This is a genomic window from Variovorax ureilyticus (assembly GCF_050632185.1).
Lineage (GTDB): Bacteria > Pseudomonadota > Gammaproteobacteria > Burkholderiales > Burkholderiaceae_C > Variovorax > Variovorax ureilyticus_A.
The window spans coordinates 2882432-2908710 of sequence record NZ_CP192579.1; the positions used below are offsets into that span (position 1 = coordinate 2882432).

Here is a 26279-nt window from a genome sequence, read left to right on the forward strand (position 1 = left end):
GCACACGCCTCTGTGCGGATACGATCGACCGTTCTTTTCCAGATTTCGACGGAGCCAACCATGTCAGAACATGCCCGCCTGCCCGCACATTACGACCACGTCGGCAGCTTCCTGCGCCCCAAGTACCTGCTCGAAGCCCGCGAGCAAAAGGCCAAGGGCGAGATCACGCCCGAACAGCTTCGCAAGGTCGAGGACAAGGCGATCGCCGAGATCGTCAAGTTCCAGGAGGACGTCGGCCTCAAGAGCATCACCGACGGCGAGTTCCGCCGCACCTACTTCCACATCGACTTCCTCGAGCAGCTCGGCGGCGTGAAGACCGACATCCCGGTCACCATCCGCAAGCCCGACGGCACCGAGGAACTGGCGCCGCCGGTCATGCGCGTGATCGACAAGGTGCGCCATGCCAAGAACATCCAGCTCGCCGATTTCGAGTACCTCAAGAGCCAGGTGTCGGCCGGCAACACGCCGAAGGTCACGATCCCCTCGCCCACCATGCTGCACTTCCGCGGCGGCCGCGCCGGTATCAGCAAGGAGGCCTACCCCGAGCTCGAGCCCGACTTCTACGACGACGTCGCCAAGGCCTATGGCGACGAACTGCGCTCTCTCGCCGCCGCCGGCTGCACCTACGTGCAGATGGACGACACCAACCTCGCCTACCTCTGCGACGAGAAGATGCGCGAAGCTGCCCGCCAGCGCGGCGACGACCCCAACGAGCTCCCGCACCGCTACGCCCAGTTCATCAACAAGGTGGTCGCGCAGAAACCCGCAGGCATGATCCTGGCGATGCACCTGTGCCGCGGCAATTTCAAGAGCACGCACGCGGCCGCCGGCAACTACGAGCCGGTGGCCGAGGCGCTGCTCCAGGAGATGGACCTGGACGCCTACTTCCTCGAATACGACGACGCACGTTCGGGCGACTTCCGCCCGTTGCGCTTCCTGCCCAAGGGCAAGACCGTCGTGCTCGGCCTTGTGACGACCAAGTTCGGCGAGATGGAAGACAAGGACGAGCTCAAGGCCCGCATCGAGGCCGCCGCCAAGTACGTCTCGCTGGACCAGCTCGCGCTGTCGCCGCAGTGCGGCTTCTCCAGCACGGTGCATGGCAACAACATCGCGGTCGAGGCCCAGCGCGCCAAGCTGCGCCTCGTCATCGAGACCGCGAAGGAAGTCTGGGGGGATAAGGCTCGCCCCCAGGCTTGCTCACTTCGTGTAGCCGCCAACCCCCTGCCGGGGGCAACACCAGCGGCCCGGCAAAGCCGGTTCCGCGGTGTTTCGCGAACGACCCGGGCTGCGCCGGGCTGTTTGAATCATTGACGCGGTGAAGTAGGCTCCAGCCTATGAAGCAAACACGGCTGCGCGCGTGAACCGCATCGACGACTGGCTCGACTGGCTGCCCTCACCGTCGCAGCACCTGCTGGTCGTCACTTTCGCGTTGCTTGTCTATGTGCTGACCAGCCGCGCCAAGCGTGAGCAGCGCGCGCCTTCGACCGCCATCGCCTGGGTGATGGGACTCGCGCTGCTGCCTTACCTGATCCTCCCGATGTACCTCCTGTTCGGCCAGCGCAAGCTGCGGCCGGCAGGTTCGCCGCGGCCGCCGCGCGCGACCCCCGCGGGTCACTGGGCCGCCGACCTGATCGAGAGCTTCGGCCTCGCGCCGCCGGGACCGTGCGCGGTTCGCTTCCATTCCGACGGCACGGCGGCGCGCGAGGCACTTTTCGAGGTCGTCGAAGGCGCCCGCGCGCGGCTCGACATCTGCACTTTCATCATCGGCGACGACACCCTCGGCCATGACGTCATCAACCGGCTGGCGCGGCGCGCTCGCGAGGGCGTGAAGGTGCGCGTGCTGCTCGACGGCTTCGGCGCGCTGTCGCTGCCGCGATCACACTTCGACACGCTGCGCGATGCGGGCGCCGAGGTCGCGGTGTTCCGCCCCATCTTCAGCCTGCGCCGCACGGGGCCGCGCAATCTGCGCAACCACCGCAAGTTCACGATCGCGGACGACCGGTGGCTGTGGTCGGGCGGCCGCAATCTCGCGGGCGAATATTTCACCGGCAACGACGACCATCCGGTGCCGTGGCGGGATCTCTCCTTCGACCTGCACGGTAGCGTCGCGGCGGCGGCGGCGACGCAGTTCGATCACGACTGGTCCTCGGTCCGCAGCCACCAGCCGCGCGAGCCGGCCGCGGGCGATGGGTATGCGGATGGTGAGCTCGCGCAACTGCTGCCGAGCGGCCCGGACCAGACCGAGGACACCGCGCAAGCCTTGCTCATCGATGCCTGCTTCCGCGCCGAGCACCGGGTGCTCGCGATCACGCCCTACTTCGTGCCCGGCGACGGCCTGCGCGACGCGCTGCGACTTGCCGCAAGGCGCGGTGTTCAGGTCACGATCGCCATCCCCGCGCAGTCGAACCACCGGCTTGCCGACTTCGTGCGCGCGCGTGCCATGCGCGACCTCTCACGCGCCGGCGCGGTCTTCCGCATGCTGCCATTCATGGCGCACGCCAAGGCGGTGGTGGTGGACGACGATCTCGCGCTGTGCGGCTCGATCAACCTCGACATGCGCAGCCTCCTCATCAACCACGAGGCGGCGGTGGTGTTCTACGGTCAGGAACAGATCGACTGGCTCGCGCAATGGATCGAGACCACCGCGTCGGCAGGGGAAACCTACCGGGCGCGGCAACCCGGGCTGATTCGCGACGTGGCCGAAGGGTTGCTGCTGACCATCGCCTTCCAGCTTTGAGCCTCGAGGGGCACGCTGTGACTTGCACGGCAACTTGGCCGATACTCGTCGCCCGAACCGAAACCCAACCTTCAGGAGCGCTCCATGGGAAAAGTCGTGCAGTTCAACCGCCCCGACGGCGGCAGCGTCAATGGCTATCTGGCCGAGGCCGACAAGGCGTTCGGCTCGGTCGTGGTGATCCAGGAATGGTGGGGCATCAATGACCAGATCCGCGGCGTGGCGGACCGCTTTGCCCAGGCGGGCTTCACCGCGCTGGTGCCCGATCTCTATCGCGGCAAGTCCACCGTCGAAGCCGAAGAGGCGCATCACCTCATGAGCGGCCTGAACTTCGGCGACGCCGCGTCTCAGGACGTGCGCGGCGCGGTCCAGTACCTGAAGGCGCGCGGCGGAAAGGTGGGCGTCACCGGCTACTGCATGGGCGGCGCGCTGACGGTGCTGGGCCTCACGATGGCACCCGAAGCCGCCGCCGGCGTGGTCTGGTACGGCTACCCGCCGCTCGAATACGTCGACGCATCGAAGATCAAGGCGCCCGTGATGGCGCACTGGGCCACGCAGGACCAGGCCTTCGCGATCGCGGGCGTCGATGCGCTCGAAGAAAAACTGCGCGGCGCGGGCGTGCGCTACGAGGGCCATCGCTACCTGGCGCACCACGCCTTCGCCAACGAAACCGCGCAGGGGCCGGGCCGCATTCCGATCACGCAGTACGACGCCGCCTGGGCCCAACTCGCCTGGGACCGCACCCTGCGTTTCTTCGGCAAGGAACTGGCGAGCTGAATCCGGGCGCCTGCTACGGCGCCTTGTTGCAGTAGCTCGCGTTGCCGAGCCCGGTGCCGATGGTCAGCACGGCCCAGCGCTTCACGTCGCGCATGAAGGGGAGCTCGCTCAGACCCTGCACCACCGCGTCGTTGTGGATGAGCACCACGGTCGGCTCGCCCCCGATCGTAGGGATCCGCTTGCCGAGCCGGCTCGGCAGGTGGAAGTTCTCGCTCTCCCAGTCGCCCGGCAGGTTCTGCGCACCACGCGCGATCGATCCGTCCTTGCGGATCAACCCCGGGCAGCCGATGCCCAAGAAGGGCGCGAGCCGGATGCCCTTCCTGCCGCAGTAGCGCATCTGCTCTTCGAGCATCTCCACCAGCCGCTCGACCAGCGCCTTGCGGCTGGGCCGTTCGTCGGCGTGCCGCCATTTTTCGCGGTGGATCACCTTGGCCCTCGACAGGTCGGGCGCGCGCCTCATGCGCATCTTGACGATGCCGCAGCGCACGTTGGTGCCGCCGATGTCCAAAGCGAGGATCGCGTCGTACCCCTCCAGCAGCGACGGCGGCACGAGGTACACCCATCCAAGCAGCCCGCCGTCGTCGGTTGCATGGCCGAGGCGGCCCAGCTGCACGGAGATCCGCATGTCCGGGAGCAGGGCCGCCGTCTGCAGGATCGCGCGCTCGCCCACGTCGCTTTCGGGAAAGCCGCCACCGATCACGATGCGCTCCACGCCTTTCCATGACGGATGGCGCATGAAGCGACCGATCACCCAGGCCAGCTCTTCGGCGAATTCCTCGATGACGCCGTGGACCACGTCGGCCGCCTCCGAAGCTTTCCTGCCGAGCACCTCGTCCAGCGCACTTTTCGTCATCTTCCTGGAGTGCCGTCCGCCGAGCGGGTCGTTGCCCTGCCTGCGGCGCCGCTGGCGCCAGCGCTCGAGCAGGTCCCTGAAGGCTGTCTGGCTGGCCTGGTCGCCGACGAAGCCGTCCTCGTCGCGCAACTGGAGGCTGTAGCCCTCGACCACCACCGAGGCCAGCTCGCGCGCGCCGTGCACGCCGGCGAGCGGTAGCCGGTCGCACAGCAACGGTTTGCCCTCGCCGCGGCGAACGTCATCGATGAGCACTTCTTCAGCTTGCGTTCGGCGACGCCGGCGCGACATCGGCCCGGCGCACAAGACGCTGTAGGAAAACGCCTCGGTATCGACGCACGCCCACTGGCGCGCGCGGCACCGCCGCCGATACACTGAATCGATGAAGCCGCTGCGCCGCATCTGGTTCACCGCCCTTGCCTGCCTGGGGTTCCTGTGGGGCGCCGCGCCCTCGAACGCCCAGCAGGACACCCTGCGCGTCGGGTCCAAGCGGTTCACCGAGTCGTACATCCTCGCCGAGGTTCTGGCGCAGACCGCCGCACCGCACCTGCCGGCTCCGCCGGTGGTGCGTCAGGGGCTCGGCAACACCGCCATCGTCTATGAGGCCCTGACCTCCGGCGCCATCGACCTCTATGCCGAATACACCGGGACCATCGCACTGGAGGTCCTCAAGAGCAGCGGATCGATGACGCTGGAGCAGATGAACGCCGCGCTGCGCCCGCTCGGTCTGGGCGTGGCGATCCCGCTGGGCTTCAACGACGGCTACGCGCTCGCGATGCGCGCCGCGGACGCGGACCGGCTCGCCATCCGCACCCTGAGCGATCTCGCGAACCATCCGGAGCTGAAGCTGGGCCTGTCGAACGAGTTCATCGGCCGCGCCGACGGCTGGCAGGGGCTGGCCGAACGCTACGGTTTCAAGCAGACGCCGACCGGCCTCGATCACGGACTGGCCTACGACGCCATCGCCGCGAGCCAGATCGACGTGATGGACATCTACACCACCGACGCGAAGATCGAGCATCTCGGCCTGCGCGTACTGGAGGACAACCGGCGGTACTTTCCGCGCTACGACGCCGTGGTGCTCTACCGGCTCGACCTGCCGGAGCGCTGGCCCGCCGCCTGGGCCGCCTTGCAGAAGCTCGAAGGCCGCATCGACGAGCGCGCGATGATCGCGATGAATGCGCGCGCCGAACTGGGCGGCGTGGGCTTCGATGCCATCGCGCGCGATTTCCTCGGGCAAGGCAAGCCGCAGCCGCCCAGCGGCGCAGCGCCATCCGGGGACACCGCCGCGCGGGGCTTCACCGCCAAGCTCTTTGGCCCCGACCTCGGCCGCCTCACGCGGCAGCACCTGCTGCTGGTCGCGATCTCGGTGGGGCTCGCGATCCTGATCGCCGTGCCGCTCGGCATCCTGGTGTTTCCATCTCTGCGCGCCCGCGCGGTGGTGCTCGGGCTCACCGGCCTCCTGCAGACCATTCCGTCGCTCGCGCTGCTGGCGATCCTGATTTCGCTGGTCGGCGTGATCGGCACCCTGCCCGCGCTGATCGCCCTCACCCTCTATTCGCTGCTGCCGATCATGCGCAACACGGTCACGGGGCTGGCCGAAGTCCCGGCCGGGCTGCGGATGGCCGGCACCGCGCTCGGCATGAGCGCCGGGCAAAGCCTGCGGCTGGTGCAACTGCCGCTGGCGCTGCCCACCATCCTGGCCGGCGTGCGAACCGCGACCACCATCGCGATCGGCACCGCGACCATCGCCGCCTTCATCGGCGCGGGCGGCTTCGGCGAGCGGATCGTGACCGGCCTCGCGCTCAACGACCGCCAGTTGCTCGCAGCCGGCGCGATTCCGGCCGCGGCGCTGGCGCTGCTGAGCGAAGCGGTCTTCGAAATGATCGAGTACCTGATGCGACGCAGGCGCTGAAGCGACCGTCGATCCCTTACACTCGCCCAGTCAGGAGAGAGCCCCGTCAGGCGGGGCCGCCGAAGGCGCAGGGCCCAGCGTGCAAGGGCCCGAACGCTCAGGCAAAAGGACTGACGAAGCGCCCGTTTTCCGGGCGTTTCCTTGCTGGAGAGAGATGGCCCGCCCCCGCGATGACGCAGTGGCGGGATCGTCCACCGAAGGAGCAAGCCCCGATCGTGGGGTGAATCTCTCAGGTAAAGCGGACAGCAGGGGTGGCCCATGGCTTCGGTCATGGATTCGAACTGCCCCTTTTGCCTCAGGAGAACGCCTTGGCTTCCGCATCGACCGACGAACTTCTCAAGACCCCGCTCCACGCCCTGCACGTGGAACTCGGCGCCCGCATGGTGCCTTTTGCGGGCTATTCGATGCCCGTGCAGTACCCGGGCGGCCTCATGGCCGAGCACAGGCACACCCGCGAGGCCGCCGGCCTGTTCGACATTTCCCACATGGGCCAGTTGCAGCTGGCCGGCCCCGACGCTGCGGCCGCCTTCGAGACATTGATGCCGGTCGACGTGATCGGCCTCGCGCCGGGCAAGCAGCGCTACGGCCTGCTGCTGAACGACGACGGCGGCATCCTCGACGACCTGATGTTCTTCAACGAGGGCGACGATTCGTGGTTCGTGGTGGTCAACGGCGCCTGCAAGCAAGCCGACATCGCGCACATCACCGCGAAGATCGGCAACCGCTGCCGGGTCCAGCCCATGCCCGACCACGCCTTGCTCGCGCTGCAGGGTCCGCAGGCCGCGGCGACGCTCGCACGGCTTTCGCCCGGCATCGAGCGATTCGTTTTCATGACCGGCGGCGCGGTGCGCATCGGCGGCATCGCGGCCTTTGTCACCCGCAGCGGGTACACCGGCGAAGACGGCTTCGAGATTTCCGTTGCTGCGGCCGACGCCGAGCCGCTCGCACGGCTGCTGCTCGCGCAACCCGAAGTCAAGCCGATCGGGCTCGGCGCGCGCAATTCGTTGCGGCTGGAGGCCGGCCTCTGCCTCTACGGCAACGACATCGACGAGACCACCACGCCGGTCGAGGCCGCGCTCGGCTGGGCGATGCAGAAGGTCCGCCGCACCGGCGGCGCGCGCGAAGGCGGCTTCCCGGGTGCCGCGAAGATCCTCGCGCAGCTCACCGCATCGACCGGCACGGCCGGCCACCTGGACCACGACACCCTCACGCGCCAGCGCGTGGGCCTCGTCGCGCTGGAACGCATCCCGGTGCGCGACGGCACGCTGCTCGAATCCTTCGAAGGCGCGGCCATCGGCCATGTCACGAGCGGCCTGCTCGGTCCGACGGTCGACCGGCCGATCGCCATGGGCTATGTCGCGCTCGCGTACGCCGAGCCCGGCACGCGCATCCAGGCGATCGTGCGTGGCAAGCCGGTGCCGATGGAAGTCAGCACCATGCCTTTCGTTCCCGCCCGCTACTACCGGGGCTGAAGTCACACGCTTTCACCATTTTTTCATCAAGGAGCTTTTTTCATGACCACCAAGTTCACCAAGGATCACGAGTGGGTCCGCACCGAGTCGGATGCGGCGCTCGTCACCGTCGGCATCACTGTCCATGCACAGGATGCGCTCGGCGACGTGGTCTTCGTCGATCTGCCGGACGTGGGCAAGTCCTTCGCCCAGGGCGAGGTGGCCGGCGTGGTCGAGTCGGTGAAGGCGGCGGCGGACGTGTTCATGCCGGTTTCCGGCGAAATCACCGAAGTCAACGAAGCGCTGCGCGCCGATCCGTCGCTGGCCAACAGCGCGCCGATGGAAGGCGGCTGGTTCTTCAAGGCGCGCGTGAGCGATCCAGCTCAACTCGACGCGCTTCTCGACGAAACCACCTACGAGAAGTTCTCCTCCGAAGCCTGAGCCGCTGCGCACATTTTCCGATCCGCACATGTCGACGCCCGTCCTGCCCCTCACCCCCTCCATCGGCGATCTCGAGAACGCCGATGAATTCATCGCACGCCACATCGGAATCGAAGCCCAGGACGAAGCACGCATGCTGCCGGCCATCGGCTCCGCCACGCGGGCGGAACTGATCGACGGCATCGTGCCGCCGGCCATCCGGCGTTCAAAGCCGATGCGTCTGCCGCCGGCAGTGACGGAAGCAGAGGCGCTGGCCGAACTCAAGGCCATCGCGGCGAAGAACAAGGTCGCGAAGAGCTACATCGGCCAGGGCTACTACGGCACGCACACGCCCGGCGTGATCCTGCGCAACGTGCTGGAGAACCCGGCCTGGTACACCGCCTACACGCCCTATCAGGCCGAGATCTCGCAGGGCCGCATGGAAGCGCTGGTCAACTTCCAGACCATGGTGTGCGACCTCACCGGCATGGCGATCGCCAATGCGTCGATGCTCGACGAAGCGACGGCCGCGGCGGAAGCGATGACGCTCGCGCGCCGCAGCGTGAAGAGCAAGAGCAACGTCTTCCTGGTCTCGGGCGACTGCCATCCGCAGACCATCGAAGTCATCAGGACGCGTGCCGCCCCGCTGGGCATCGAAGTGCGCGTGAGCACGGTGTCCGAAACGCTGCCGCACCTGATGGCGAGCTGCGAATTCTTCGGCGTGCTCGCGCAGTACCCGGCCACGACGGGCCATGTGCATGACCTGCGCCCGCTCGCCGGCCATGCGCATCAGTTCGACGCCGCCTTCTGCGTCGCAGCCGACCTGCTCGCGCTCACGGTGTTGGCGCCGCCGGGCGAATGGGATGCCGACATCGTCTGCGGCTCCACGCAGCGCTTCGGCATGCCGATGGGCAACGGCGGTCCGCACGCGGCGTTCCTCGCCTGCCGCGACGACTTCAAGCGCTCGTTGCCGGGCCGCATCGTCGGCGTCAGCGTCGACGCGCATGGCGAGCCGGCCTACCGGCTCGCGCTGCAGACGCGCGAGCAGCACATCCGCCGCGAGAAGGCCACTTCGAACATCTGCACCGCGCAGGTGCTGCCGGCGGTGATCGCGAGCATGTTCGCCGTCTATCACGGCCCGGAAGGCCTCAAGCGGATCGCCCAGCGCGTGGCGGCGCTGACCGCCGTGCTCGCGCAAGGGCTCGAGCAGATGGGCCGCGAACTGGTCAACGCCACCGCCTTCGACACACTCACCGTCAAGACCGGCGAGGACACAGCGAAGATCGTCGAGCGCGCCGAAGCCGCCGGCATCAACCTCGGCCAGCGCGTGCAGAACCATCTGGGCATCTCGCTCGACGAGACCACCACGCGCGCCGACGTCGAGACGTTGTGGGCGCTCTTCGTGCCGGCCGGCACGCGGATGCCGCGCTTCGAGGAACTGGCTGCCCCCGTGACCTCGCGCATTCCCGAGGACCTGCGGCGCACCTCCGCGTTCCTCACCCATCCGGTCTTCAACACGCACAAGAGCGAAACCGCGATGCTGCGCTACATCCGCAGCCTCGGCGACAAGGACCTCGCGCTCGACCGCAGCATGATCCCGCTCGGCAGCTGCACGATGAAGCTCAATGCCACCAGCGAGATGATCCCCATCACCTGGCCCGAGTTCGCGAACATCCATCCCTTTGCACCGGCCGACCAGCGCCTGGGCTACGACCAGCTCGACAAGCAGTTGCGCGCTTGGCTGTGCGAAGCCACGGGCTACGCCGGCATCAGCCTGCAGCCGAACGCGGGCTCCCAGGGGGAATATGCGGGCCTGCTTGCGATCAAGTCCTATCACGAGGCGAAAGGACAAGGCCATCGCGACGTGTGCCTGATCCCGTTCTCCGCGCACGGCACCAACCCGGCGAGCGCGCACATGGCCGGCATGAAGGTGGTGGTCACCGCCTGCGACGCTGAAGGCAACGTGGACATCGACGACCTGAAGCGCGCCTGCGAGACGCACAGCGACAAGCTGGCGGCGGTGATGATCACCTACCCCAGCACCCACGGCGTGTTCGAGACGCGCGTGAAGGAACTGTGCGAGATCGTCCATGCCCACGGCGGGCGCGTCTACGTCGACGGCGCCAACATGAATGCGCTGGTCGGCATCGCCGCGCCGGGCGAATTCGGCGGCGACGTGAGTCACCTGAACCTGCACAAGACCTTCTGCATTCCGCACGGCGGCGGCGGGCCGGGTGTGGGTCCCGTGTGCGTGGTCGAGGACCTGGTGCCCTATCTGCCCGGACATGCAACCGGCGGCGTCACGTCGCATGGCGTGGGGGCCATCTCCGCCGCGCCGCTCGGCAACGCGGCGGTACTGCCGATCAGTTGGATGTACTGCCGCATGATGGGTGCAGCCGGCCTCAAGGCCGCGACTGAAACGGCCATCCTCAGTGCCAACTACATCAGCGCCCGCCTCAAGGGCCACTACCCGACGTTGTATTCGAGTCCCAACGGGCACGTGGCACACGAGTGCATCCTCGATCTGCGCCCGTTGAAGGATGCCAGCGGCGTGACCGCCGAAGACGTCGCCAAGCGGCTCATCGATTACGGCTTCCACGCGCCGACGCTGAGCTTCCCGGTGCCGGGCACTCTGATGGTCGAGCCGACCGAGAGCGAGCCGCTCGCCGAGCTCGACCGCTTCATCGACGCGATGATCGCGATCCGCGGCGAGATCCGCCGGGTCGAGGAAGGCGTCTGGCCGAAGGAGGACAACCCGCTCAAGAACGCGCCGCACACCGCCGCGAGCCTGCTCGGGGCGGAATGGACGCGGCCTTATTCGCGCGAGCTGGCCGCCTTTCCGCTCGCGACGCTGAGGAGCGGCAAGTACTGGCCGCCGATCGGCCGGGTCGACAACGTCTACGGCGACCGCAACCTGTTCTGCAGCTGCGTGCCGGTCGCCGAACTGGCGTCGAGCGCGGCTTCGGCCGCCGAGTAGGCCCGCCGGGCGCCGGACCTACCAGCGCTGCTGCTGCCGTCCGCCGTGGATGTTGCCGGCGACACCGCCGGCCACACCGCCGATCGCTGCACCCGTCCAGGCATCGCCTCCGGCGATGGCGGCGATGCCGGCGCCAGCGGCGGCGCCCATCGCTGCACCACTCATCGTGCCCTGCTGCTGCGGCGTCATGTCCGTGCAGCCCGCGGCCAAGGCCAGCGCCGCGACTGCCAGGAGCCAGTTCATTCGTTTCATGATCTGTTTCCCTTCACTTCTTCTGCAGGCCGGGCACGGCCATTTCGAACCAGATGATGTCCAGCACCGGGCGCTTCAGGCCGCTGGGATTCGCCGCGTACCAGCGATCCACGCCCTGGCGCACGCCGTCCAGCGACTGGCCCTGCATGCCCTTCGAGAGACGCGGCACGAAGCTCTGGGCATCGGTCGGCTGGTTCCTCCCGTAGTAGGCCATCTCCACCTGGACCATGTTCGCGAGCCCGACAAGATAGGCCTTCTTCACCGCCTCGCTCGATGAGGTCCACTGCTCGCCGGTCACGATCGGTACTTCGGCCGCCTTGGCCGGGGCGCACGCCAGCGCCAGCGCCATGCAGGCCGCCGACAGCACCGTTCGCATTTGCAGTTTGGATGACATTGCGTTCTCCGCTGTTGATGCGCGAGCGATCCTGCTCTGCGCCGTCGAGGCATGTCAAGCGCATCGAAGTTGCAATCAACCACTGCGAGTGCGCGCTCTCTTGATCGAGGAGGACAATGTTCTCCATGCGTGCATCGCTGATCCTTGCCGCTGCTCTCGCGACCTTCGGCCTCCCCGCCGGCGCCGAGGTGATCCGCTGCGCCGATGCGGCGGGCAACGTGAGCTACACGGACGGCGCCTGCCCGCGCGGCGCGCACAAGGTGGCGAACGTGACCACGACGGACCCCATCGCGATCGTGGGCGGGGATCGGCAGGCGGCTCCCGTGCCAAGCGCCCCGCCGGATCATGATTCGAGCGTCGCAGCGGCGCCGCCGCAAGCCCCCGCGGGCCCGATCATCATCGACGGCCGCCGCACCGGCAACGACGCCGGCCGGTCCGACGCATCGCGCTGGAGCGATCGCGGCGAGGATCCGATGTGGATCGATGACGGCTACTACAGCCCCGGCGTCAACCGCCCGCCCAACCGCCCGCGCGACATGCGGCCGCGTATCCGCAACTGCGGCGACCGAACCTGCAAGGACACCCAGGGCAACCACTGGGATCGCACCACAGGCCAGCTCGACCGCTACCGCAGCATCGACGGCAGGACTTGCCGCCCGGTCGGCACCACGACTGTCTGCAACTGAGCACTGCAACGCGGCGCTGGAACCTATGACAACAACGAGCCATCTGCTCACGCGGGCGCTCGCCTGTTCGACCAGCCCCGCCTGAGCCGGCGGCGTTTACTTCATCAGGTCGCTGAGATTCACCGGCTTGATCTTGCCGCCCTCGACCGTGGCGACGAGCGGATCGACCACCGTGCCGCCCACGGCATCGACGCCCTTGAACTCGCCGGCGTTCGTTTCCTTCGGCAGCTTGCTGATTGCCTCGCTCATCTTGGCGCGGATCGCGGTGGCATCGCTCGTCGTGCCCGCGAGCTTCATCGCGGCGGCCACTGCGTGCGTCATCGCGTAGTTGTACGAAGACTCGGTGGTCGGGTCCTTGTCGGCACCGTAGGCCTTGCGATAGGCCGCCGCGAAAGTCTTGGGACCCACGCGCTCGTCGTACGACACCGGCAGCACACCGATCGAGCCTTCGAGCGGCCCCAGACCCTCGGTGACCTTGGCCATCTCGTCGAGCTTGGCTTGGTCCATGATAAGGAAGCCGCCCTTGAAGCCCAACTCGCGCGCCTGCTTGACCACCAGCGCGGTCGGCTCCGACGGTCCCCCGACGAACAGCACATCGGGCTTCTCGGCGAGCACGCGGCTCACGCCGCTGTAGAAGTCCGCCGAGCGGTTATAGGACATCGGATTGTTCGATGCGATCGTGCCGCCTGCCTTCTCCCAGGCGGGGCCGAAGAGCTGCGTCCAGTTCTTGGCGTATTCATGATCGCCCGGCAGCATGCCGACCTTCTTGCCGAACTTCTTCATCTCGTAGCGCGTGAAGGGCTCGATGTAGGAATTGAATGTCGGCGGAATGCGGATGGTGAGCTTGTTGCCCGTCTCGGTGATCTTCGGCGTGCTGGAGTACGCCATCACGATGAACTTCTCCTGCTCGTTGAAGGCCTGCATCGCATAGATGCCGCCCGAGTGCGGCACGAACACCACCGGCGCCTGATGCTGCTGCGCGAGGCGGCGCGCATTGATCGCGGCATCGGCCGGCGAATACTTGTCGTCCAGCGCCACCAGTTCGAGCTTGACCTTCTTGCCACCGACTTCGAGACCGGCGGCGTTGATCTCCTTGATCGCCATCTCGATGCCGTTCACCACGTTCTTGCCGTAGAGCGCCGCACCGCCGCTCAAGGGGCCGGTGAAACCGATCTTCACGGTGTCCTGCGCGAAGGCCGAACCGGCTCCGAACGCACCCAGAAGCGCCAGCGCAGTGGGCAGCAGCGCGAAACGGCGGCGGGTCGATGAATGTCTCAGCATCAATATCTCCTTGTGGTTGATCAAATGAACGGCTAGCCACCGATGTAGGCAGCGCGCACGGCTTCGTTGTTCAGCAGCGATTCGCGATCGCCTTCGAGCGTGATGCAGCCGCGCTCGATGACATAGGCGCGATGCGCGATCGCCAGTGCCGAGTACGCGTTCTGCTCCGCCAGCAGCACCGTGGTGCCGGCCTGGTTGATGCGCTGGATCACCTCGAACACCTGCTTGACGATCAGCGGCGCGAGCCCGAGCGAGGGTTCGTCGAGCAGGAGCAGCTTGGGTCGCCCCAGCAGCGCACGCCCGATCGCGACCATCTGCTGCTGACCGCCGGAGAGCGATCCGGCGGGATGGTCCTGCTTCTTCTCGAGGATCGGGAAAAGGCCGAACACCTCGTCGATCGAGCGTTGGATGCCGGCCTTGTCGCGGCGATGGACATACGCGCCGAGCGCGAGATTCTTGCGCACCGACATCATCGGGAACAGCTTGCGTCCCTCGGGGCAATGCACGAGCCCCGAGGCGACGATCTGTGCGGGCCGCTGGCCGATGAGCTCGCGCTCGCCGAAGCGGATGCTGCCCGCGCTCGGCTTCTGGATGCCACTGGCCGCCATGAAGATCGACGTCTTGCCCGCGCCGTTCGCGCCCAGCAGCACCACCAGTTCACCGGGCGCCGCATGCAGCGATACGCCGGAGAGTGCGCGAAAAGTCCCGTAGTGCAGGTCGACGTTCTCAAACCGCAACATGGTCCGCCCCCAGGTAGGCTTCGATCACATGCGGATCGCGGCGAATCTCCGCCGGCGTGCCTTCGGCGATCTTCGCGCCGTTGTTGAGCACGACGATCTTGTCGGCCAGTCGCATGATCATGTCCATCTTGTGTTCGATCAGGCACACGGTCTTGCCGTGCTCCACCAGCTTGCGGATGAGGGCCGCGAGGCCGACGGTTTCTTCAGGATTGACGCCGCCCGCGGGTTCGTCGAGCAGCAGCAGCTCCGGATCGGTCGCGAGCGCGAGCGCGAAGGCCACGCGCTTGCGCTCCTCCTGCGTGATGTCGGCCGCGATGCGGTTGGCGATGTGCGACGCGCCGACGAAGTCGAGCGCCTCGCGCGCCTTCTCGCGGCACAGGCGTTCTTCCTCCTGCAGCCGCTTCGAGTTGGCGAGCACGTCCCACAGGCCCGAGCGGGTGCGCAGGCGGTGGCCGACGATCAGGTTGTCGAGCACGCTCGCGTTGTCGAACAGGTGCGTGGTCTGGAAGGTGCGCGCGATGCCGAGCCGCGCCACATGGTCGGGCCGTACGCCGGTCACATCCTGCCCCTTGAAGGTGATGCGGCCCGACGTCGGCTTGTGCGTGCCGGCGATGAGGTTGAAGAACGTGGTCTTGCCCGCACCGTTCGGTCCGATGATGGCGCTGACCTGTCCGCGCTCGAAGCGCGTGGTCACCGAGTCGACGGCCGTGAGGCCAAAGAACTGCTTGGTCAGTGCGTCAATCTCAAGCATTGGACTTCGCCTCCGTCACGGCGACCAGCGATCGGGTATCGGCCTGAGCGGCATCCGCGCGACGCGCACGGCGCTTGAGCCACGTCCCCACGATGCCGTCGGGCAGGAAGATGATCAGCGCCACCAGCACCGGGCCGAAGACGACCATGCGGAAGTCCTGCAGGAACTGCAGGCTCTGCGTGAGCCAGGTGACGAGGAAGGTGCCGACCAGCGGCCCGAGCAGCGTGCCCACGCCGCCGACCAGCACGAACATGATCAGGTCGAAGGTCACGGCTTCGCTTGCGAGATCCGGTCCGAGAAATCGAACCTGCCCCGCGTAGAGCGCGCCCGCGAAGCCCGCGTAGATCACCGACAGCACGAAAGACAGCGTCTTGGTGCGCATCAGGTCGATGCCGAGCGCCTCCGCCAGATCGTCGCTGTTGCGCACTGCCATGAAGCTGCGGCCGACCAGCGACCGCACGATGCGCGCCATCACCCAGAGGCCGAGCGCGAGAAAGGCCAGCACGAGGTAGTACTGCGCGAGCGGCGTGCCGAACTGCACCGGCCCGATGCCCGTCGGCGCCGGGATGCCCATGATGCCGACCGGCCCATGCGTGAGGCTTTCCCACTTCTCGATGAGCAGGAACAGGATGTAGCTCACGCACAGCGTGAAGATCGAGAAGTAGTGGCCGCGCAGCCGCAGCGACAGCCGGCCGATGAAATAGCCGAGCACGCCGGTCACCACGCCCGCGAGCGCGAAGGCAATCCAGAACGGCACCTGGTGATCGACCGTGAGAATGCCCACCGTGTACGCGCCGATCGCCATGAAGGCCCCGTGCGCGAGATTGAACTGCCCCGTATAGCCGGTGATGAGGTTCAGCCCCAGTGCAGCGATGGCCATGATGAAGGCCAGCGTCGCCACCGAGATCAGATAGCTGTTCGGCGCCACGAGCGGGAATGCCAGCGCCAGCGCGGCGAGCAATGCCCAGCCGGCCTTTCCTTCGAACAGGCGCATCAGCGAGCTCCCTTCATGGTGAACAGGCCTTGCGGGCGAAACGAAAGGATCACCACCAGCAGCACGAAGGCGATGATGTCCTTGTAGTCGGTGGAGACGTAGAAGCCGCCGAAGCTCTCCGCCATGCCGATGATCAGCCCACCGACGATCGCCCCCGGAAAGCTCCCCATGCCGCCGAGGATGATGATCACGAAGGCCTTGGTGATGACGAGATTGCCCATCGCCGGATAGACCAGATTGATCGGCGCGTAAAGCACCGCGGCGATCGCCGCGAGCGCACCCGAGATCGCGAACACCAGCAGCGTGACGCGCGAGGCGTCGATGCCCACCAGCGCTGCACCGTCACGGTTCTGCGCCATCGCGATGATGGTCGAGCCGATCACCGTATGGTTGAGGAAGAGGTGCAGCAGCGCCATCAGACCGAACGCGCCCGCGATGATCAGCAGGCGCTGCAACGGCGCGGTGAGGCCGAAGATCTCGACCACTTGCCCGTACGGCGTCGGCATGCGATGGAAGTCGGCGCCGAACAGCGCCTGTGCACCGGCTTCGAGGAACAGCAGGATGCCGATCGCCGCGATCATGTCGTGCAGCTCCGGCGCATTGCGCAGCGGATGGAACACCAGCCGCTGCGCGAGCATCGAGATCACCGCGACCACCACGGCCGCACCGGCCATCGCCAGCCAGTAGTTCAGGCCGAGCTTGGCCATCAGGTAGTAGCCGGCGAACGCACCCGCCATGTAGAAGGCCCCGTGCGCGAAGTTCGGCACGTGCAGGATGCCGTAGACGAGGGTCAGGCCCAGGGCCACGAGGCTGTAGACGCCGCCGATGGTGAGGCCGTTGAGAAGTTGCTGAAAGAACAGTTCCACTGGGTTCCTCGGCTGGCCGATGCGCATCGAACATGCGTACCGGCTGTATCGAAGCGGCCCATTGTGGGAGCGTGCTGCACCACGCCGACTAAGGTTTCTCCTGAGATCGCGTCGCCTAGGAGACTCGCTTTCCTACCGCTGGGTAGGTCACTTCTTCGCCATTGTCCCGGTCGCGACAAGGCGGCGCAGTTCGGAGAGCCGGGCTTTCATGCGACGCTCGTTGACCGGCCCCATGCGGATCAGCAGCTTCTGCCCCGCCGAGAGCGCCTCGAGCTGCGGGTCGGCGAATTCGTAGCGCGTCCAGGGGTTTTCCAGCGGCATCTCGCCCTTCACTTCGGTGATCTTCACCTGCACCGGCCCGGCGGGCTCGGGCGTCTTCAGCAGATGGTCGAGCACCGCCACCAGCCGATCGTTGAAGTAGCGGTTGGGGTAGCCGAGTTCTTCGAAGGCTTCCTGGAACAGCGGATAGAGCCGCGCATAGAGCGCGACCGCACGCGCGGGGTCGATCGATTCGACGAAGAGAACGAAAGGCGTGTAGCGCGCGCCGTTGTCGGGGCTGATCGTCTTCACATCGCCGTTGCCCTGGACCGCGAAGCGCTGCGGCGTCGGCAGCACCGGCCACATGCGCGCGGTCGCGTGCTCGCGCGGCAGGTTGTCGACTGTGGCGACCGCGCGCCGCACGAAGCCGTCGAGCTGCAGGAAGGACGTGACGTTCTTGCGGCCGAGCAGATCGTTGAGCGCGCTGGTCACGCGCGCGTCGGCATCGCTCAGCGCGGGCAGCGCCTTCTCGGGCTCCGCGAGGTTGTCCATCGGGTTCTGCGGCCCCGTCGCGACCGGCGGCTGCGGCGGCACGTCGGCGGGCGTGGATGGCGGTTGAGGCGCGGTCGCGGCGGGCGGTGCCTCGGGCGCGACCTCCCTTTGCGACCAACGCCACCAGCCGAACGCGGCCGCCAGAACGGCCACGATGACGATCACCGGAAACCACATCGAGGATTCGCGTGCTGGCCTGAATTCTGCTGGGTCGTTCTGGGGCATGGTGGAATGCTCCTCTCTCATTTCTCAAAAAAATCATGGACGTTGATTTCTCGCAGCTCACCGAGTACCAGCGGTACAAGTTGATGGCAAGCCTGATCGTGCCGCGCCCGATCGCGCTTGTCACGACGATCGGCGCAGACGGCGTGGTCAACGCGGCGCCCTTCAGCATGTTCAACATGCTCGGCGAAGAGCCGCCGATCGTGATGATCAGCGTGAACCGCCTTCAGGACAACGTGCTGAAGGATACGGCGGCCAACATCGTGCGCACCGGCGAGTTCGTCGTCCACCTCGCCGACGAGGACATTGCAGAGCAGATGCACCGCTGCGGCGATCGCCATCCGCCGCACGTGAGCGAGCTCGACGTCGTCGGCTTCACCGCCTTGCCAAGCAGCGCCGTCAAGCCGCCGCGCATCGCCGAGGCACCGGTGGCCTTCGAATGCACGCTGTGGGAAACGCTGGAAACCGAGAGCCGGCAGATCTTCATCGGCCAGGTACGCTGGATGCATGCGCGCGACGAGCTGATCGACACCGAAACCTGGCGCGTGCGGCTGCAGCACTACTTCCCGGTCGGCCGCTTCGGCGCAAGCTTCTACGTGAAGACGCGCGAGCGCTATTCACTGGCAGCGCAGGGCGGCACGCGCGCCACGCAGATCGACGAGATGTAGGCAATCTTTCCACTCTAGCGCTTCGGGCGCCGCCGGGTCACTGGCCGGGCGGCCTACGTCGACAGTCGAATCCGGCTGACAAGCACGAAAACGGCGAATGACGTTAAAACTGCTTCCGCGCGAGTTTGCGCATCCGGAGGTCCCGATGTTCAACATCTTCCAGCCCAATCGGAACGGCCATCTTCGCCGCATCATGACCCTGCTCGAGGAGGCCAACCTGGCGCGAATCGAGCACCAGGCCGCCGCGGAACACCACGGTGCCCTCGCCCGCATGTATGCGGAACGGGTCAAGCGGCTGGAGCGCGAGGTCTACGGGACGTCGCACGTTCCTCTGGGCGAAGGCGGCACGGCATCGAAGCTTCCGGACGAGAAGCCGGTCGTCTACGCGCTGGGCGCCAATCGGCGCGACGGGCAGTCCAAGGCCTGAGACGAAAAAAGAGGCCGAAGCCTCTTTTTTGAATGGAGCGGGAAACGAGACTCGAACTCGCGACCTCAACCTTGGCAAGGTTGCGCTCTACCAACTGAGCTATTCCCGCGTTTTCTTCGCGTTTTGCGAAGCCTTGCAGTATAGCTTGAAATCCTGCATGCCCCGGATCGCGTGAAAAGAATTTCGCCGGCTTCGCGCCATGCCTCAGAACCGCCGGCTGTACGTGAAGATCAGCCCGGCCGCGCCGAGCATGTTGATCTGCACTGCGTCGAACGGCGTTATCCGATAGCCGATGCCGGGAATGATCGCCAGCCCGAAGCCGTCATGATTGAAGGGCACCTTGTTCTCGTACTCGCCCTTGTAGCCGTAGAGGATGCCGCCGCTGATCTTCGCGTAGAGCGACGGATAGCCGAACAGGTTGTCCCAGCGGTAGCCGTAGTACGCATAGGCCGAGGGCTGGCCGAACGAGTTGTTGAACGCCGAGAAGCCCCAGATGGTCGCATCGGCGTGAGACCACTGCGGCGCCCCGGGCAAGTTGCGCTCGATGCCCAGCAGGTAGACATGCTTGTGGTCGGTCTCGTTGCTCCAATGCCACGCGAAAGGGCCGATCAGCAGCTCCCAGTAAGGCTTGCCGTCGAAGCGCGCGGCCGCCGCTTCCTGCGGCTGCGGCGAAGGCTGTGCCTCCTGAGCCCTGACGGCGGTTGAGGACAGCGCGGTCAGCAGGCAGGCGATGCCCGCAGTGGCACGATGATTCATGAATACCCCTTTTTCTTGAGCGACCAGTCCGGCCTCGTGCCCTGCCGGACGGCACGCCTGGCGCGCATGCCAGAATCCCCGATTGAAGACCCGCTGCAGCCTTGCAACTGCAATCGCCATTGTGCGAAAACTGCATCAGGACAATCCGCTTCGTCTGGATGATTCTTCCAGGCCTGCGGAACTGCCCGGCATTGTGCCAAGTCCGTAAGTTTTGCGCGCCTTCCATGACCGCCTGAAAGAACCATGATTCGCTCCCCCGTCCGCGTGGCAGACCTGCCCGCGTTCGACACCCTCATCGACGCACGTTCGCCGGCCGAGTTTGCGCTCGACCACATTCCCGGCGCCATCAATTGCCCGGTGCTCGACGACGAGGAGCGCCGCATCGTCGGCACGCTCTACAAGCAGCAGGGCGCGTTCGAGGCGCGGCGCGTCGGCGGCGCGATGGTGGCCGCCAATCTCGCAAAGCACCTGCGCGAGCGCTTCGCCGACCGGCCTCCCAACTGGAAGCCGCTCGTCTACTGCTGGCGCGGCGGCATGCGCAGCGGCTCGATGGTGACGTGGTTGCGCCTGGTCGGCTGGGACGCACAGCAGCTCGCCGGCGGCTACAAGAGCTTTCGCCATCATGTGATCGAGCAGATCGAGACGCTCTCCCCTCGCCTGCCGCTGCGCGTGCTGTGCGGCGCCACGGGCAGCGCGAAGACCCGCGTCCTGCAGGCGCTCGCCGCGCGCGGGGCACAGGTGCTCGATCTCGAAGGCTTCGCGAGGCACAAGGGCTCGCTGCTCGGGGCGCTGCCGGGCACGCCGCAGCCTTCGCAGAAGCATTTCGAAACGTGCGTCGCCGAGGTGCTCGATGGCGTCGATCTCGCCCGTCCACTGTATGTGGAAGGCGAAAGCCCGCGCATCGGCCGCGTGGCCCTGCCGATCCCGCTGGTGTCGCGCATGCGGGCGAGCCCCTGCATCGAGATCGCGGCGACGCCCGAGGCACGGCTTGCCTATCTGCTGCGCGACTACGCCTATCTGGGCGACGACGGCGAAGCACTCGCCACGCAGCTCGGGCTGCTCAAGGAGCTGCAGGGCAAGGAAACCGTGCAGCGCTGGCAGGACTGGGCGCGCGGCGGCGAGCTTGCCCCGCTCTTCGCCGAACTGATGGCGCTTCACTACGACCCGCATTACGCGCGCTCGCAGGCGCAGCACTTCGCATCGTGGACCGAACGCCAGCGGGTGGCGTCCGACGACCTCTCCGAGCAGGGCATCGAGCGGCTGGCCGATTCGATCCTCGCACTGGAAACACGCGACACCCGCGAGCCCTGAGCTTCAGCCCGGTCCCGCCGATGGTTCGGCGGCGTCCTCCTCGCCCACCGGCAGGTGGATCAGGCCGGTGCGCAGGTCGTACTCGAACACCTCGCCATAGCGACCCCATTCGATCGCGGTACGCAGCACGCGCTCCGCGGTGGGTTCGTCGAGGCTTTCCTTCAGCAATTCGAGGAAGGGCTCCTGCGGCAGCTCGCCCGAAGGTGCCTGCTCCAGGCTGTGGCGGATGTGCGCGGCCAGCGGCACATGCGCAAGCAGTTGCTGGCCCAGCAACTGCTGCCTGAGCGTGTGCGTGCCCGCAACGTAGCGCCGGCCCAGTTCGGTGAGATGCAGGTCCGCATCCGCCAGTTGCGCAAAGCCCAGCAGCGCGAGCGCCTGCGCGAGCGGCAGCAGGTCGTGGTCGGTGAGTTCGGTCTCCTCGGCGAGCTGCGGCAGGTCGGCGCGTCCATTGCGGTCGTCGTCGACCAGCATTTCCAGCAGCGCCTCCATGCGACCGATGTCCGCTTCGGGCAGGCGATCGCCCAGGTGCATGCGCGCCGGCTCCTCGGCGGCGCGGCCGGCGGCGGGCGCACGCTCGGTCATGAGCGCATAGGCCTCGTCGATCAGTGCGCGCACCTCGAGGCTGTCGGCATCGCGCGGGCGCGGCAGATGGATCGGCAGCTCGGCGCGCACCCGCCCCGGATCGGCCGCGAAGATCAGGATGCGGTCGGCCATCAGCACCGCTTCCTCGATGTTGTGCGAGACGATGAGCATTGCCTTCGTCGGCATCGCGCCGCTGCCCCAGAGCTGGAGGATGTCGTCGCGCAGGCGCTCGCCGGTCAGCACGTCGAGCGCGGAGAAGGCTTCGTCCATGAGCAGCACCTCGGGCTCGATCACCAGCGCACGCGCGATGCCCACGCGCTGGCGCATGCCGCCCGACAGTTCGCGCGGCAAGGCACCCTCGAAGCCGGCGAGGCCGATGAGCTCGATCGCCGCGCTCGCGCGGCGTGCGCGCTCGTCGGCTGCAATGCCGCGCGCCTCAAGCCCGAGCTCGACGTTCTGCTGCACCGTGAGCCACGGAAAGAGCGCGAAGGACTGGAACACCATCGCGATGCCGCGCGCCGGCGCGTAGAGCGGCTGGCCGCGATAGCTCACGCTGCCCCCGTCCGCGCCGATGAGGCCGGCCAGGATGCGCAGCAGCGTCGACTTGCCCGAGCCGGACTGGCCGAGCAACGCCACGATCTCGCCTTCGGCCAGCCGGAAATCCACGCCTTCGAGCACTGCGCGCGCCGAGCCGTCGGCCGAGCGGAAGGACTTGCCCACGCCCTTGAGTTCGATGATGGCTTCGGCCATGCGTGCTCCTCTACTCCGCCTATTCAAACTCTGGTCTCTGCACGCTCATAGAGCCGGCGCCAGACGAAATGGTTCATGCTCATGACGAACACGCACATCACCCCGATGCCGAGCGCGATGCGCGGAAAGTCGCCGATCGCAGTCATGTGCGCGATGTAGCTGCCCAGGCCCGCCGCCTGCAGGGTGGTGTCGCCCCAGGTGACGTACTCGGCGACGATGCTCGCGTTCCATGATCCGCCGCTCGCGGTGATCGCGCCGGTGACGAAGCTCGGGAACACCGCCGGCAACAGATAGCGCCGCCACTTGAGCCAACCGGTGAGCCCGAGGTTCTCCGCCGCATAGCGCAGCTCCGTCGGGATGGTCGACGCACCCGCGATCACGTTGAAGAGCAGATACCACTGCGTGCCCAGCACCATCAGCGGCGCAAGCCAGATGTTCGGGTTGAGGTGCCAGCGCACGATGAACAGCACCGCCACCGGGAACATCAGGTTGGCCGGAAAGGCTGCCAGGAACTGCGCGACCCCCTGAAGCCGCCCGGCCCAGCGCGGGTTCATGCCGATCCATACGCCGATCGGCACCCACACCAGGGCCGCGAGCGCGATCAGCACCAGCACGCGCAGCAGCGTGTAGAAGCCCAGCACGAAGACATGCACCACCTCGGACCAGCCGACTTCGGCATGAATGAAGCGCACGAGCCACACCACCGCCAGCAGCACCGCGGCCGCGATCGTGGCGTCCCAGACGCGCACCACGGCCGGATCGGGCGGACGCGGTCGGGCCTTGATCGAGGTGCCGTCGAAATCGCGCCGGAACAGCACCAGCGCCCGTTCGAGCGGTCGCATTGCCCCGATGATCAGGCGCTTGATGCGGTCGGTGCGGCGCAGCCAGGTCAGCAGCCACGAGCGCGGGACCTCCTCCGTGCTGCCCTCCTCGAAACGGAACTTGTCGGCCCATGCGACGAGCGGACGGAAGAAGAACTGGTCGTACAGCGAGATGCCGATCAGCATGCCGCCGATGGCCCAGCCGATCGCGCCGAGGTCGCGCGCCTCGATCGCCATCGCGATGTACGAGCCCACGCCCGGCAGCTTGATGTTCTGGTTCGACACCGAGATCGCTTCCGAGGCGACCACGAAGAACCAGCCGCCGGACATCGACATCATCATGTTCCACAGCAGCCCCGGCGCCGCGAAGGGCAGCTCGAGCCGCCAGAAGCGCTGCCATGCCGAAAGCTGGAACACCGACGACGCCTCGCGCAGCTCCGGCGGCACCGTGCGCAGCGACTGGTAGAGGCTGAAGGCCATGTTCCAGGCCTGCGAGGTGAAGATCGCGAAGATTGCCGCGCATTCCACTCCGAGCAGGTTGCCGGGGAAGAGCGCGATGAAGCCGGTGACCGTGATCGACAGAAAGCCGAGGATGGGGATCGACTGGAGGACGTCGAGCATCGGCACCAGGATCTTCTCCGCCACGCGGTAGCGCGTCGCGAGCACCGCGAACACGCAGGCGAAGACCAGCGACGCGCCCAGCGCGAGGAACATCCGCAGCGTGGTGCGCAGCAGGTAGTACGGCAGCATCCACGGATCGAGGCTGATCGGTAGCGGCTGCCCGAGCTCATAGGGCCGGGCCATCTGCGCGCCGCCGTAGGCCAGCGCGAACAGCGTCGCGAGCACCAGGGGCAGGAGCGCCCAGTCCCAGCGGTTGCCGCCGGACGCGACCGCCTGACGCGGGAAGAAGCGTTTGTCGAGCATGTGCGGATCGAAGGGTCGTTTCACGGACCCTGTCCGCGCAGCGCGCATTGTCTCGCCGAAGCCTCAGGAAAACTGACCCGCAACTGATCTTTTTCTACAGCGGAAAGGCGTCGAGCCCCGCCTGCCCCTCCGTCGGCTTCACCGGCGTGTGGGCCACGTTCATCACCCAGCAGACCATCGCGAAGTAGCCGACAAGCGCACTGAGATCGACTGCCGCAGGCTTGCCGAGGTGCGACTCGACCGCCGCATAGGTGGGCTCGCTCACGCCGTTGTTGCAGAGCAGTTCCTGCGCGAAATCGAGCGCGAGCTGCTCGTCTTCCGCCAGCGGCGCGGCGCGGCGGCCGAGCCGCAGCGCCTCGATCGCTTCGGCGCTGACACCGGCCTTGACCGCGGCCGCGGCGTGCACGACCCATTCGAACTGGTTGCCGACATGCCGCGCGACCGCGCAGGTCGCGAGCTCGCGCACGCGGGCATCCAGCGAGCTGTCGAAGCGCAGGTATTCGCCCAGGCTGCCGATGCGCTCCATGAGCACGGGGCTTTGCAAGAGCGGGATGAAGGGGCCGAACACCGCCTTGCGCGGTCCGTCGATCAGCGCCTGCGCGGCCGCACGCTGCGCATCCGTCATCGATTCGGCCGAAGGCATCGGCAGTCGCTCGGCCCAGGGTCGGGTGTGGCCTTGTTGAAGCACGTCGGGGTTCCTTTCGTTCAGGCAATCGGTCGTGGCTCGCGCACCAGCCAGACGGCGCTGCCCAGCAGCGCCACCGCGCCGACCGCCAGCGCGATGAAGAGCCCGCCGAAGCCCTGCGACGATCCGCTCAGAGCGGACGACAGGATCGGGCCCGCCATCTGGCCGATCGCGAAGGCCGCGGTCATGCGGCCGAGCGAGCGTGTGGGGTCGCCGGTGGTGCGGGCCTTGGCCTCCTGCATGCCGGCCATGGTCGCGACCATGAAGGTGCCGCCGACGAGCAGGGCCGCCGCGAGCACGGTGAGCGCGGAAAGATGGACCACCGGCAGCAGGCACCCGAGCGCCATCAGCGCGTGGCTTCCGGCGAGCACGCGCCGCCGCGAGACGTGCCCGAGCACAGCCGCGGCAAGCAGCGTCGACCCCGCCGCTGCGGCACCGAACACCGGCCACGCGGCACCAAAGACCGAAGGATCGTCGACCACCGCACGCGCCAGCACCGGCAGGAAGGTCGCCGGGAGGATGTAGCCGAACCCGAGGACGCCGTAGCTGAGCACCAGGCCCCAGGGCACGGCACCCGATGCGGCCGCGCCGTCGCCCACCCGCGGTGCGGCGGCGATGGCCGCCGCATCACGCGGCATGAGCGCCGCGACGACCAGCAGCCCTACCAGCGCGAGGATGCCGAGCTGCAGCCAGAGGCTGTCCGGCGCCGCGCCCGCCGCACCGGCACGCCAGCAGTAGAGCCCGGCGAGCGCGATACCCACGCCGACGCCCGCATAGAGAAGGCCGGCACCCGATGGCCGGTCCAGCCGCGCCAGCCACGCGAGACACCAGACGCTGGTGCTCACCAGCGCCCATGCGCTCGCCGCACCCGCGACGAAGCGCAGCACCAGCCAGAACGCGACCGAGCCGGACCACCCCATCGCTGCCGTGGAGATCACGATGATCGCGAGCGCCACGAGCCCGACACGCTGCGGCGAGAGGGGCAGGCGCGCGGTCGTCAGCGCGCCCAGCAGATAGCCCGCGTAATTGGCCGCGGCAAGCCAGCCACCTGCCGCGACGTCGAGGCTCCCGGTGCGGATCATCAGCGGCAGCATCGGGGTGAAGGCGAAGCGGCCGATGCCCATCGCGATCGCCAGTGCCAGCAGGCCGGCGACGCAGACGGACAGGTAGGAAGGCCGCGTCATGGTGATGGAGGGATTCGACATGGCATGTCATTAGACGCAGAATGCGGATCG

General features: G+C 67.3%; 25 protein-coding genes, 1 tRNA gene and 2 riboswitches. Of the genes, 11 read left to right on the forward strand and 15 right to left on the reverse strand.

All coding sequences use genetic code 11. The annotated features are described in order from the left end of the window. Window positions 1-60: 60 nt before the first annotated feature. From ACQ858_RS14240 to ACQ858_RS14250, 3 genes are all read left to right on the forward strand, one after another. A complete protein-coding gene (locus ACQ858_RS14240) occupies window positions 61-1311 on the forward strand; it encodes a 5-methyltetrahydropteroyltriglutamate--homocysteine S-methyltransferase (RefSeq protein WP_431273347.1) in 1251 nt (416 codons plus the stop codon). 46 nt (window positions 1312-1357) lie between these two features. Then, window positions 1358-2737: a phospholipase D-like domain-containing protein gene (locus tag ACQ858_RS14245; RefSeq protein ID WP_431273348.1), complete on the forward strand. Its 1380-nt coding sequence runs from the start codon at window positions 1358-1360 to the stop codon at window positions 2735-2737. An 84-nt stretch (window positions 2738-2821) separates the two neighbouring features. Then, window positions 2822-3511 (forward strand): dienelactone hydrolase family protein, encoded by a 690-nt coding sequence (locus ACQ858_RS14250; protein WP_431273349.1) that lies wholly within the window; start codon window positions 2822-2824, stop codon window positions 3509-3511. A gap of 13 nt (window positions 3512-3524) precedes the next feature. Here the strand turns inward: ACQ858_RS14250 and ACQ858_RS14255 are convergent, their stop codons facing one another. Further along, complete coding sequence (locus tag ACQ858_RS14255; RefSeq protein ID WP_431273350.1) at window positions 3525-4616, reverse strand: ROK family protein; 1092 nt, start codon at window positions 4614-4616, stop codon at window positions 3525-3527. Between the two features lie 127 nt (window positions 4617-4743). Between ACQ858_RS14255 and ACQ858_RS14260 the strand changes: the two genes are divergently transcribed. From ACQ858_RS14260 to gcvP, 4 genes are all read left to right on the forward strand, one after another. Further along, on the forward strand, window positions 4744-6276 hold the full coding sequence (locus ACQ858_RS14260; RefSeq protein ID WP_431273351.1) for a glycine betaine ABC transporter substrate-binding protein: 1533 nt from the start codon (window positions 4744-4746) through the stop codon (window positions 6274-6276). A gap of 21 nt (window positions 6277-6297) precedes the next feature. After that, window positions 6298-6395: riboswitch (glycine riboswitch) on the forward strand. A 15-nt stretch (window positions 6396-6410) separates the two neighbouring features. Then, window positions 6411-6532, forward strand: a riboswitch (glycine riboswitch). 124 nt (window positions 6533-6656) lie between these two features. Beyond that, complete coding sequence (gcvT, locus tag ACQ858_RS14265) at window positions 6657-7748, forward strand: glycine cleavage system aminomethyltransferase GcvT (protein ID WP_431276867.1); 1092 nt, start codon at window positions 6657-6659, stop codon at window positions 7746-7748. Window positions 7749-7790: 42 nt separating this feature from the next. Next, window positions 7791-8168 (forward strand): glycine cleavage system protein GcvH, encoded by a 378-nt coding sequence (gcvH, locus tag ACQ858_RS14270; protein WP_431273352.1) that lies wholly within the window; start codon window positions 7791-7793, stop codon window positions 8166-8168. A gap of 28 nt (window positions 8169-8196) precedes the next feature. Then, window positions 8197-11124 (forward strand): aminomethyl-transferring glycine dehydrogenase, encoded by a 2928-nt coding sequence (gene gcvP, locus ACQ858_RS14275; protein WP_431273353.1) that lies wholly within the window; start codon window positions 8197-8199, stop codon window positions 11122-11124. Window positions 11125-11142: 18 nt separating this feature from the next. Here gcvP and ACQ858_RS14280 read toward each other — a convergent pair whose 3' ends face one another. Continuing rightward, the gene (locus tag ACQ858_RS14280; RefSeq protein WP_431273354.1) at window positions 11143-11376 is read right to left on the reverse strand and encodes a hypothetical protein; all 234 of its coding nucleotides are present in this window, start codon (window positions 11374-11376) and stop codon (window positions 11143-11145) included. A gap of 13 nt (window positions 11377-11389) precedes the next feature. After that, window positions 11390-11770 (reverse strand): hypothetical protein, encoded by a 381-nt coding sequence (locus ACQ858_RS14285; RefSeq protein ID WP_431273355.1) that lies wholly within the window; start codon window positions 11768-11770, stop codon window positions 11390-11392. A gap of 125 nt (window positions 11771-11895) precedes the next feature. On the opposite strand from ACQ858_RS14285, the gene ACQ858_RS14290 reads away from it, so the two are divergent. Next, complete coding sequence (locus ACQ858_RS14290; RefSeq protein WP_431273356.1) at window positions 11896-12456, forward strand: DUF4124 domain-containing protein; 561 nt, start codon at window positions 11896-11898, stop codon at window positions 12454-12456. Between the two features lie 96 nt (window positions 12457-12552). Here the strand turns inward: ACQ858_RS14290 and ACQ858_RS14295 are convergent, their stop codons facing one another. The 6 genes from ACQ858_RS14295 to ACQ858_RS14320 all read right to left on the reverse strand — a co-directional run bounded on the left by ACQ858_RS14295 (window position 12553) and on the right by ACQ858_RS14320 (window position 18123). Next, window positions 12553-13734 carry an ABC transporter substrate-binding protein gene (locus tag ACQ858_RS14295; protein ID WP_431276868.1) on the reverse strand — a complete coding sequence of 394 codons (1182 nt, stop codon included), beginning with the start codon at window positions 13732-13734 and terminating at the stop codon, window positions 12553-12555. Between the two features lie 35 nt (window positions 13735-13769). Then, entirely contained in the window at window positions 13770-14477 is a 708-nt protein-coding gene (locus ACQ858_RS14300; protein WP_431273357.1) for an ABC transporter ATP-binding protein, read from the reverse strand. Beyond that, window positions 14464-15228 (reverse strand): ABC transporter ATP-binding protein, encoded by a 765-nt coding sequence (locus ACQ858_RS14305; protein WP_431273358.1) that lies wholly within the window; start codon window positions 15226-15228, stop codon window positions 14464-14466. Before ACQ858_RS14305 ends, ACQ858_RS14300 begins: the two co-directional genes overlap by 14 nt. Then, entirely contained in the window at window positions 15221-16222 is a 1002-nt protein-coding gene (locus tag ACQ858_RS14310) for a branched-chain amino acid ABC transporter permease (RefSeq protein WP_431273359.1), read from the reverse strand. The genes ACQ858_RS14305 and ACQ858_RS14310 overlap by 8 nt, the downstream gene beginning before the upstream one ends. Beyond that, window positions 16222-17088 carry a branched-chain amino acid ABC transporter permease gene (locus ACQ858_RS14315; protein ID WP_431273360.1) on the reverse strand — a complete coding sequence of 289 codons (867 nt, stop codon included), beginning with the start codon at window positions 17086-17088 and terminating at the stop codon, window positions 16222-16224. Before ACQ858_RS14315 ends, ACQ858_RS14310 begins: the two co-directional genes overlap by 1 nt. 147 nt (window positions 17089-17235) lie before the next feature. Next, entirely contained in the window at window positions 17236-18123 is an 888-nt protein-coding gene (locus ACQ858_RS14320) for a DUF3014 domain-containing protein (protein WP_431273361.1), read from the reverse strand. A 35-nt stretch (window positions 18124-18158) separates the two neighbouring features. Between ACQ858_RS14320 and ACQ858_RS14325 the strand changes: the two genes are divergently transcribed. After that, window positions 18159-18788, forward strand: a complete 630-nt coding sequence (locus ACQ858_RS14325) for a flavin reductase family protein (protein WP_431273362.1) — start codon at window positions 18159-18161, stop codon at window positions 18786-18788. Window positions 18789-18885: 97 nt separating this feature from the next. Then, on the forward strand, window positions 18886-19215 hold the full coding sequence (locus tag ACQ858_RS14330) for a hypothetical protein (protein ID WP_431273363.1): 330 nt from the start codon (window positions 18886-18888) through the stop codon (window positions 19213-19215). A 33-nt stretch (window positions 19216-19248) separates the two neighbouring features. Here ACQ858_RS14330 and ACQ858_RS14335 read toward each other — a convergent pair. Together ACQ858_RS14335 and ACQ858_RS14340 are read right to left on the reverse strand one after the other, a co-directional pair. Continuing rightward, window positions 19249-19324: transfer RNA gene (locus tag ACQ858_RS14335), tRNA-Gly, on the reverse strand. A 95-nt stretch (window positions 19325-19419) separates the two neighbouring features. Then, a complete protein-coding gene (locus ACQ858_RS14340; RefSeq protein WP_431273364.1) occupies window positions 19420-19971 on the reverse strand; it encodes an ABC transporter ATP-binding protein in 552 nt (183 codons plus the stop codon). Window positions 19972-20214: 243 nt separating this feature from the next. On the opposite strand from ACQ858_RS14340, the gene mnmH reads away from it, so the two are divergent. Beyond that, on the forward strand, window positions 20215-21282 hold the full coding sequence (gene mnmH, locus ACQ858_RS14345; protein WP_431273365.1) for a tRNA 2-selenouridine(34) synthase MnmH: 1068 nt from the start codon (window positions 20215-20217) through the stop codon (window positions 21280-21282). A gap of 3 nt (window positions 21283-21285) precedes the next feature. Here mnmH and ACQ858_RS14350 read toward each other — a convergent pair whose 3' ends face one another. The 4 genes from ACQ858_RS14350 to ACQ858_RS14365 form a co-directional block, all read right to left on the reverse strand. Then, a complete protein-coding gene (locus ACQ858_RS14350) occupies window positions 21286-22614 on the reverse strand; it encodes a nitrate/sulfonate/bicarbonate ABC transporter ATP-binding protein (RefSeq protein WP_431273366.1) in 1329 nt (442 codons plus the stop codon). A gap of 23 nt (window positions 22615-22637) precedes the next feature. Beyond that, window positions 22638-24359, reverse strand: a complete 1722-nt coding sequence (locus tag ACQ858_RS14355; RefSeq protein WP_431276869.1) for an ABC transporter permease — start codon at window positions 24357-24359, stop codon at window positions 22638-22640. A 94-nt stretch (window positions 24360-24453) separates the two neighbouring features. Then, a complete protein-coding gene (locus tag ACQ858_RS14360) occupies window positions 24454-25047 on the reverse strand; it encodes a carboxymuconolactone decarboxylase family protein (RefSeq protein ID WP_431273367.1) in 594 nt (197 codons plus the stop codon). Window positions 25048-25064: 17 nt separating this feature from the next. Then, window positions 25065-26249 carry a YbfB/YjiJ family MFS transporter gene (locus tag ACQ858_RS14365; RefSeq protein WP_431273368.1) on the reverse strand — a complete coding sequence of 395 codons (1185 nt, stop codon included), beginning with the start codon at window positions 26247-26249 and terminating at the stop codon, window positions 25065-25067. Window positions 26250-26279: the final 30 nt, after the last annotated feature.

Coding starts and splice junctions, on each gene's coding strand:
- ACQ858_RS14240 (WP_431273347.1), top strand. CDS start 61: ATGTCAGAACATGCCCGCCTGCCCGCACATTACGACCACGTCGGCAGC.
- ACQ858_RS14250 (WP_431273349.1), top strand. CDS start 2,822: ATGGGAAAAGTCGTGCAGTTCAACCGCCCCGACGGCGGCAGCGTCAAT.
- ACQ858_RS14260 (WP_431273351.1), top strand. CDS start 4,744: ATGAAGCCGCTGCGCCGCATCTGGTTCACCGCCCTTGCCTGCCTGGGG.
- gcvT (WP_431276867.1), top strand. CDS start 6,657: ATGGTGCCTTTTGCGGGCTATTCGATGCCCGTGCAGTACCCGGGCGGC.
- gcvH (WP_431273352.1), top strand. CDS start 7,791: ATGACCACCAAGTTCACCAAGGATCACGAGTGGGTCCGCACCGAGTCG.
- gcvP (WP_431273353.1), top strand. CDS start 8,197: ATGTCGACGCCCGTCCTGCCCCTCACCCCCTCCATCGGCGATCTCGAG.
- ACQ858_RS14280 (WP_431273354.1), bottom strand. CDS start 11,376: ATGAAACGAATGAACTGGCTCCTGGCAGTCGCGGCGCTGGCCTTGGCC.
- ACQ858_RS14285 (WP_431273355.1), bottom strand. CDS start 11,770: ATGTCATCCAAACTGCAAATGCGAACGGTGCTGTCGGCGGCCTGCATG.
- ACQ858_RS14290 (WP_431273356.1), top strand. CDS start 11,896: ATGCGTGCATCGCTGATCCTTGCCGCTGCTCTCGCGACCTTCGGCCTC.
- ACQ858_RS14300 (WP_431273357.1), bottom strand. CDS start 14,477: ATGTTGCGGTTTGAGAACGTCGACCTGCACTACGGGACTTTTCGCGCA.
- ACQ858_RS14305 (WP_431273358.1), bottom strand. CDS start 15,228: ATGCTTGAGATTGACGCACTGACCAAGCAGTTCTTTGGCCTCACGGCC.
- ACQ858_RS14310 (WP_431273359.1), bottom strand. CDS start 16,222: ATGCGCCTGTTCGAAGGAAAGGCCGGCTGGGCATTGCTCGCCGCGCTG.
- ACQ858_RS14320 (WP_431273361.1), bottom strand. CDS start 18,123: ATGCCCCAGAACGACCCAGCAGAATTCAGGCCAGCACGCGAATCCTCG.
- ACQ858_RS14325 (WP_431273362.1), top strand. CDS start 18,159: ATGGACGTTGATTTCTCGCAGCTCACCGAGTACCAGCGGTACAAGTTG.
- ACQ858_RS14330 (WP_431273363.1), top strand. CDS start 18,886: ATGACGTTAAAACTGCTTCCGCGCGAGTTTGCGCATCCGGAGGTCCCG.
- ACQ858_RS14340 (WP_431273364.1), bottom strand. CDS start 19,971: ATGAATCATCGTGCCACTGCGGGCATCGCCTGCCTGCTGACCGCGCTG.
- mnmH (WP_431273365.1), top strand. CDS start 20,215: ATGATTCGCTCCCCCGTCCGCGTGGCAGACCTGCCCGCGTTCGACACC.
- ACQ858_RS14350 (WP_431273366.1), bottom strand. CDS start 22,614: ATGGCCGAAGCCATCATCGAACTCAAGGGCGTGGGCAAGTCCTTCCGC.
- ACQ858_RS14355 (WP_431276869.1), bottom strand. CDS start 24,359: ATGCTCGACAAACGCTTCTTCCCGCGTCAGGCGGTCGCGTCCGGCGGC.
- ACQ858_RS14365 (WP_431273368.1), bottom strand. CDS start 26,249: ATGTCGAATCCCTCCATCACCATGACGCGGCCTTCCTACCTGTCCGTC.